Below are 7,475 nucleotides of genomic sequence, written 5' to 3'. Positions count from 1 at the left end.
GCAGAGTTTACCTATTCCTAAAAATCTTTGTAGATTACGTTTCCTGCTTTCATATTTAATTGGTTGGGGAAACAAGCTGGCCAATTTTGACAGTTTTACTTGGCGATGAGCCTGTATTAATAACAACAATATCTCTAGTGTCAAATACTGCTGTTCACTCAAATGCTTTCGGAAAATTGTTTGATATGATTGTGGTAACATTTTTTGCTTCGGGGGCTTCTTTGTCCCTATTTTTTTACTCCCTTATTTTCTCAAATTATTGCCACATCTCATCTTCAACCGCCTTGTCACCCGTTAAGCAAAGCGTCAGAAAAAGTCTCAGGAGAAATTAAAGAAATAGATGTTTTATTCACACCTGCTAAACAACAAACTTCTAAATTACAAATACTGGGGTTACTAGCATCAGAATCAATGGATATAATTAAAGTTGGTTGTTTGATACTTTGCAAAACTGATTGATAATCTTTTCTGTTCCAACTAACATCATGACTATCCATTGCATGAGTTAATGTAATATAGGTATTAGCATCAAAACGTTCTATCAATTTTTGACCTTGATATTGTAAATAACTGGATATTGCAAACTGATTAGATTCATCCTGCTGTCTACCAAAGCGATTTGTAAAACTCTCCCAATAACGATAAGTAATCATTGCCATCATCCGCGCTACCGCTAATCCTTGGACTGGTGGTATATCAGTTGTATAGTTCCCACCTTGCCAATTGCGATCGCTATAAATTGCCTGTCTTTGGGCTTCACTCAAGCCAATAGACCATGCTGAATGTCTTCCAGGTGATGCCATTGGTGCGATCGCTCTCACCTTTTTTGGATATAATAAAGCCCATTCTAAAACCTGCATTCCACCCAGCGAACCACCAATTGCTAACCGTAGAGATTTAACTTCCAGATATTCTAGTAATGCAGCTTGGAGGTGAACCATATCCCTAATTGTAATTCTGGGAAAAGATGCACCATAAATATTTCCTGTATTTGGGTTAATAGAAGTTGCTCCAGTTGTACCGTAACAACTTCCTAAAATGTTGCTGCACACAATAAAATCCTGGTCAGAATCAAAGACTTTTCCTGAACCAAACAAATCTCCCCACCAGTCGTCAGCGTCAGCAGAACCAGTTAGAGCATGACAAATTAAGACTCCATTATCGCCGTTTGCGTTTAATTTTCCCCAAGTGCGATAAGCAACCTGAACATCAATTAATACTTCACCAGATTCTAATGAAAATGGTGCTGACAATTGGTAAAACTGGTTTTTTGATGAAATGAAGTCTAAGTATTTCATAAAATTAGCAATTAGCTATAGATCCCCAGATCCCCGATTTCTTAAAGAAGTCGGGGATCTTTTTCTTTTGGTATATTAGCCAGAAATCTTCTTAAATGCCTGTTCAAAGTCCTCCTTAATATCGTCAATATGTTCAATTCCCACAGATACCCGCACTAAATCTGGTGTCACACCAGCCGAAATTTGTTCACTATCACTTAGCTGTTGATGAGTTGTAGAAGCAGGATGAATAACAAGGGTTTTTGCATCACCGACATTTGCCAAATGACTAGCTAATTTCACATTACTAATGAAAGCTTTACCTGCTTCTAATCCACCTTTGATACCAAAATTAAGAACTCCTCCAAAGCCATGTCGAAGATATTTCTTTGCTCGTTGATGATATGGATGATTGGGAAGTCCTGGATAATTAACCCATGCTACTTGCTCTTGTTGTTCTAACCATTTGGCTAATTCTAAAGCATTGTTGATATGACGTTCTACACGCAGGGAAAGAGTTTCTAATCCTTGCAGTAATAGAAAAGCGTTAAATGGACTCAATGCTGCTCCTAAATCTCGTAATCCTTCGACTCTGGCACGAATAATAAAAGCAATGTTACCAAATTGACTACCTTTCCCAAATACTTCTTGAAAATTCAATCCATGATAACCAGGGGAAGGTTCAGTAAAGAGGGGAAATTTGCCGTTACCCCAATCAAATTTACCAGAATCAACTATGACACCACCAATAGATGTACCATGCCCACCTATCCACTTAGTAGCAGATTCTACGATAATATCTGCACCATGTTCAATTGGTCGTGCTACATATCCACCTGCACCGAAGGTATTATCTACAATTAAAGGAATACCATTTTCATGGGCAATGTCAGCTAAAACAGCAAAATCGGGGATGTTAAATTGGGGATTACCAATGGTTTCAACGTACAGGGCTTTGGTGTTTTCATCAATCGCTTGACGGAAATTTTCTGGATCATCTCCTTCCACAAATTTGACATTAATTCCCAATCGTGGAAGAGTAACTTTGAACTGGTTATAAGTTCCCCCATAGAGGAAACTGGTAGAAACAATATTATCTCCTGCTTGAGCGATCGTACTTATTGCCAAAAATTGTGCCGCTTGACCGCTTGCAGTGGCTAAAGCTGCTACACCCCCTTCTAATGCTGCAATTCTTTTTTCAAATACATCCGTTGTCGGATTCATAATCCGGGTATAAATGTTACCAAATTCCTGGAGAGCAAATAACCGCGCTCCATGTTCAGCATCATCAAAAACGTAGGAAGTAGTTTGATAAATTGGTACAGCGCGGGCATTAGTACCAGGTGCGGGTTCTTGTCCAGCATGGACTTGTAGGGTTTCAAAACGATAATTTTCTGACATAGTTAGTATTTAAATAGGTTGACTATCAAAACATGAAATTCGGACTTACGCAAAACCTCTCAAACTCTTATTTCTCTGCGTCCTCTGCGCCTCTGCGGTTCGTTTATCCGTAATTTCTGCGTAAGTTCTAGAAATATTGAAACTCACACTCCATACTGTTTAAACCATACCTGGAGTCTTTGCCAACCATCCTGGGCTTCTTTTTCGCGGTAAGAGGGGCGATAATCGGCAAAAAAGGCGTGAGGTGCATCAGGATAAACAATTATCTCTGATTTACTGCTGCTAGATTTGAGTTTTTCTCGTATTTGTTCTACTGTGTCCACAGGAATACCTGTATCTTGACCTCCATAGAGTCCCAGCACGGGGACTTTTAACTCAGAAGCAATATCAACAGGGTGTTTAGGCTGTAGTTCGGTTACATTGCCTACCAATCTTCCATACCAAGCCACACCTGCTTTTACGTTGGGATTATGTGCTGCATATAACCAAGTGATTCGACCACCCCAGCAAAAACCCGTAATTGCTAATTTATCAGCGTTACCCTTGGCTGATTTTACAGCCCAAGTAACAATATCATCTAAATCTGATAAGACTTGAGCATCGGGAATTTTGGACACAATTGCGCGAATTTCGTCAATATTGCTTAATTTTGACACATCACCTTGACGGATAAATAGTTCAGGGGCGATCGCTAAATACCCTAATTTAGCAAAGCGTCTAACAACATCCTGTATATGTTCATGAACACCAAATATTTCTTGAATTACTAAAACAATGGGGAAATTTTCACCTTTTTCTGGTTGCGCTCTATATGCCGGAATTTCCCCACCCTCAACGGGAATTTTCACCCCTCCCGCAATTAATCCTTTTGTATCTGTGGTAATTACTTTAGCAAAAACAGGTTGTACGGCTAAAGCAAAACCAGTTGTTAAGGCAGCAGTGGCAATAAATTCACGCCGTGTTATTTCTTTGATCATTTTTAATTACCTTGATTTATTTTTTTCTCACGCAGAGGCGCTCCAGACACAGAGAGAGTAAAGGCAGATTTTTAGAAATAATTGATAATTAGTAATTTTTCTATTACCAATTACCAAATTATTTATTAGCTTGCCAAACTATTTCCTTAACCTTGACTTCTTTAGGAATCAATTTGATCTTATAGAAAGCATCAGCAATTTCTTGTTGTTTCGTAATTATTTCATCTGTTAGGGGTAATACACCATACTCACGCCGCTTTTCGGCTATTTCTAAAACAGCAGCATCTATACCTAATATAGGTGATAGTAACTTAGCAACTTCAGGTGGATTATTTTTTGTCCAGTCGCTTACTTTCTTAACTTCATCAATAACCGTTTTCAGAGTATCTAAATTGCTATCAGCAAAAGATTTAGCAGCCAGATAATAACCACGATTAGGTGCTAATCCAGTCGCATCTGTTAAAGTGCGGACACTTATTGCTTTCTCGGCTGCTGCTAAGTAGGGGTCCCAAATAGCCCAAGCATCCACCTTTTTACTTTCAAAAGCAGCGCGAGCATCGGCTGGTTTAAGACCCATAGGTTCGATATCTTTATATTGTAATCCTGCTTTTTCCAATGCTTTTACTACTAAATAATTAGTATTAGAGCCTTTAGCAAAAGCAACTTTTTTACCTTTGAGATCAGCCACACTTTTAATAGGTGAATCTTGAGGAACAATAATCGCTTCAGCTTTGGTACTCAATGGATCATAAGCAACATAAACAAACGGTGTACCTCCTGATTGGGCAAATACAGGGGGCGCTTCTCCTGTGTAACCAAAGTCAATACTTCCCGCATTTAAAGCTTCTAACATGGGTGGACCGGCGGGAAATTCAGTCCAAGTGACAGAAGCACCAGAGGCTTTTAAAGCTTTTTCTAATTCCCCTTTGGCTTTTAATGCGTAGAGGACAGTTGCAGCTTTTTGATAGCCAATACGAACCACTGTACTGTTAGAAGTTGGACTTGAAATAGCGGTTTTAGTTGTTTGCGCTGTCTGAGTTGTCCCAGTATTCTCGCTTGTGTTAGGAGAACAAGCCGAAATAACAAAAGTCAAACTTAGTCCAACTGCAAATAGTAAGGAAAGAGTGTGGATGTTCTGCTTTTGATATTTTTTTAGGAAGGTGATTCCAGCTTCCAATAGTCGGAATGGAGAAAATTTAGTCAACATTACTCTGGTGTTAAGGTCAATAGAATATTTGGACTCAAGTTAATTTATCACAAAACTACAGTATATCAATCAGTTTACCGTATTTTTTTCTTAGAGTATCACATAGAGGTTATTTTTGTTGCTTTTTCTAGTGATCTGTGAGATGCTTGATTTTAAATCAACAGTATTTGTATCAAGATACCGTATTTTAACTAATCAAGGGATGTTCGCTATGGCAAGTAAATTAGAAGGAAAAGTCGCCATTGTTACCGGGGCTTCTTCGGGAATTGGGGAAGCTACAGCTATTTCACTCGCAGCAGAAGGAGCAAAAGTAATAATTGCAGCTAGAAGGGGAGAGCGTTTAGAAGCAGTAGCAAAACATATTACTGAAAATGGTGGACAAGTATTACCTGTTGTTGCAGATATTACCGATGAAGTACAAGTTAAAAATTTGATCCAAAAAGCTCATGCAGAATTTGGGCGCGTCGATATTTTGGTAAATAATGCAGGTATATCATTTCCAGGTAGGATTGAAAATGCAGATCCGTCAAACTGGCGGAAAATGATTGATATTAATGTTTTGGCGTTAATGTACGCAACTCACACAGTTTTACCTATTTTTAAAGCGCAAAAATCAGGACATATCGTTAATATTTCATCCGTCGCTGGACGCATTGCCCGTGCAGGAATGGCAGCTTACAATGTAACTAAATGGGGTGTAAATGCCTTTTCGGAAGCATTAAGACAGGAAGTATATCAAGACAATATCCGCGTTACTATCATCGAGCCTGGTTTAGTAGAAACAGAAATTGATCAGCATATTACCGATGTAGTAGCAAAGCAGGAAATTGCAGCCAGACGGAAAGCAATTACACCATTACAAAGTGAAGATATCGCAGCAGCAATAGTTTATGCTGTTACCCAACCACAGCACGTAAATGTAAATGAAATCTTAATTCGTCCAACTCAGCAAGATCGGTAATGACTATACCTGAAAATAGGTAATATTAATGTTAGAAGAAAATAGCACATCATTAAAGAAAAGCAACAAAATATTTGCTTTTTTGAAAATTTCACCTGCAATTAAATCACCCAATTTATCTGGTTTTCTCATTGGAGAAAGCGTGTCTTTTTTCGGCTCTTGGATGACACAAATTGCTTTAGTATGGATGGTTTATCAATTGACAAATTCAGCCATGTTAGTTGGTATAGCTGGCTTTAGCAATCAAGCTATGGGTTTGGTGATTACGCCATTGGTAGGAGTATTACTAGATAGATGGAATTTAAAGTATGTTTTATTAACTACTCAGATAGTATCTATTCTTTTATCTTCATTACTAACTTTTTTAACTATTAGTAATCAGATAAATTTTACAGATATTATTATCATTGGTATTCTTCAAGGCATAGTCAAAGCTTTTGATTTACCAGCACGTCAAGTAACTATTCCTAGATTAGTAGAAAATAGAAGTGATACTTATAGTGCAATGGCTGTGCATTCATTTTTAATTAATACAGCTAAATTTGTCAGTCCGATGATTGGGGGTTTGATAATTGCTAGAAATGGAGCAGGTTTATGTTTTTTAGTAGATGCTATTAGCTATTTGCCTTTTATAGTAGCTATCTTAACTATGCGGATAAAACCAAATATCAATAATTTATCTACATCAAAATCTCCAAAAATTTGGCATAACTTGAAAGAAGGATTTATTTTTGTCTATAATTTCGTGCCTATTAAATCTATTTTAATATTGCAAATTATAATTTGCTTTATGGCAATGACTTATGTAAATCTTCTACCGATATTTGCCAAAGAAGTGCTAAAAGGCAATGCAGAAACAATGGGTTTTCTGATGACTTCTACAGCTTTGGGTTCTATATTTTCGGGGATTTATCTCATGCAGCGTAAGAAAGTAATAGGACTAGAAAAGGTTATGGCAATTTCTACTTTAGTCTTGGGAGTATCATTAATATTATTTTCTCTCTCAACACAGCTAGAAATTTGTTTGGTATTAATCTTTATTGTGGGATTAACTAACACCTTAACTCTAGCTTCAATTAGTAATTTTCTGCAACTAATTCTTGTGGAAGAAGATAAAAGAGGACGAGTAACCAGTATATTTATGACTACTTTTTTGGGAATACTACCTTTTGGTAATTTATTTTTTGGAGGATTAGCAAATTATATTGGCGTTGCTAATGCCTTATTATTTGGTGGTGTTTGTTGTATTTTGGGAGCTTGTTTTTTTACTAGACAAATCTCAGAGATTAGAACAGTGGTAAACCCCATATATCAAGAAATGGGATTAATTTCTTAGTCAGCATAGAACTTACAGATGATGTTATCGAAGCCGTGATTATTATGTGTGTATGGGTAATTTATGAATTATCCCTACTTTGGTGATTTTTTGAGTACAGCCTATTTCATTCAAATTCAGATCCCCGACTTCTCTAAGAAGTCGGGGATCTTGTTGTTCATAAAATTTAGGATTGCTATATTACCTAAATACTTCAAATAAATCTTGAAAAAAATAATAAATGTATTGGAAAATACTTGATTTTCAGATTTTTTGTGTAAAGATAATATTTAAATACGTAATTTCGATAAGAATACGAGAGTTTTTGCTTTAACAG

The 7,475-nt window shown here is 37.0% G+C and carries 6 protein-coding genes and 1 pseudogene; 2 read left to right on the top strand and 5 right to left on the bottom strand.

Annotated elements, in window-relative coordinates; genetic code table 11:
- From AN486_RS07950 to AN486_RS07930, 5 genes and pseudogenes are all read right to left on the bottom strand, one after another.
- Window positions 1-201: pseudogene (locus AN486_RS07950) on the bottom strand (IS4 family transposase); the annotation flags it as partial.
- Window positions 202-287: 86 nt separating this feature from the next.
- A complete protein-coding gene (gene metX, locus AN486_RS07945; protein ID WP_290600046.1) occupies window positions 288-1,298 on the bottom strand; it encodes a homoserine O-acetyltransferase in 1,011 nt (336 codons plus the stop codon).
- A 75-nt stretch (window positions 1,299-1,373) separates the two neighbouring features.
- Window positions 1,374-2,678 carry an O-acetylhomoserine aminocarboxypropyltransferase/cysteine synthase family protein gene (locus AN486_RS07940; RefSeq protein ID WP_290600045.1) on the bottom strand — a complete coding sequence of 435 codons (1,305 nt, stop codon included), beginning with the start codon at window positions 2,676-2,678 and terminating at the stop codon, window positions 1,374-1,376.
- A 143-nt stretch (window positions 2,679-2,821) separates the two neighbouring features.
- Complete coding sequence (locus AN486_RS07935) at window positions 2,822-3,652, bottom strand: dienelactone hydrolase family protein (RefSeq protein ID WP_290600047.1); 831 nt, start codon at window positions 3,650-3,652, stop codon at window positions 2,822-2,824.
- Between the two features lie 121 nt (window positions 3,653-3,773).
- On the bottom strand, window positions 3,774-4,862 hold the full coding sequence (locus AN486_RS07930; protein ID WP_053540194.1) for a sulfonate ABC transporter substrate-binding protein: 1,089 nt from the start codon (window positions 4,860-4,862) through the stop codon (window positions 3,774-3,776).
- A gap of 211 nt (window positions 4,863-5,073) precedes the next feature.
- Between AN486_RS07930 and AN486_RS07925 the strand changes: the two genes are divergently transcribed.
- Both AN486_RS07925 and AN486_RS07920 read left to right on the top strand, forming a co-directional pair.
- A complete protein-coding gene (locus tag AN486_RS07925) occupies window positions 5,074-5,823 on the top strand; it encodes an SDR family NAD(P)-dependent oxidoreductase (protein WP_053541346.1) in 750 nt (249 codons plus the stop codon).
- Window positions 5,824-5,851: 28 nt separating this feature from the next.
- Complete coding sequence (locus AN486_RS07920; protein WP_053540195.1) at window positions 5,852-7,159, top strand: MFS transporter; 1,308 nt, start codon at window positions 5,852-5,854, stop codon at window positions 7,157-7,159.
- Window positions 7,160-7,475: the final 316 nt, after the last annotated feature.

The organism is Anabaena sp. AL93, from assembly GCF_001672085.1.
Classification (GTDB): domain Bacteria; phylum Cyanobacteriota; class Cyanobacteriia; order Cyanobacteriales; family Nostocaceae; genus Dolichospermum; species Dolichospermum heterosporum.
The sequence above is the reverse complement of the archived record's forward strand: the minus strand, read 5'-3'. Positions and strand labels throughout refer to the sequence as shown.

What these genes read in the sequence shown, in the direction of transcription:
- metX (WP_290600046.1), bottom strand. Translation starts at nt 1,298, where the DNA reads ATGAAATACTTAGACTTCATTTCATCAAAAAACCAGTTTTACCAATTG.
- AN486_RS07940 (WP_290600045.1), bottom strand. Translation starts at nt 2,678, where the DNA reads ATGTCAGAAAATTATCGTTTTGAAACCCTACAAGTCCATGCTGGACAA.
- AN486_RS07930 (WP_053540194.1), bottom strand. Translation starts at nt 4,862, where the DNA reads ATGTTGACTAAATTTTCTCCATTCCGACTATTGGAAGCTGGAATCACC.
- AN486_RS07925 (WP_053541346.1), top strand. Translation starts at nt 5,074, where the DNA reads ATGGCAAGTAAATTAGAAGGAAAAGTCGCCATTGTTACCGGGGCTTCT.
- AN486_RS07920 (WP_053540195.1), top strand. Translation starts at nt 5,852, where the DNA reads ATGTTAGAAGAAAATAGCACATCATTAAAGAAAAGCAACAAAATATTT.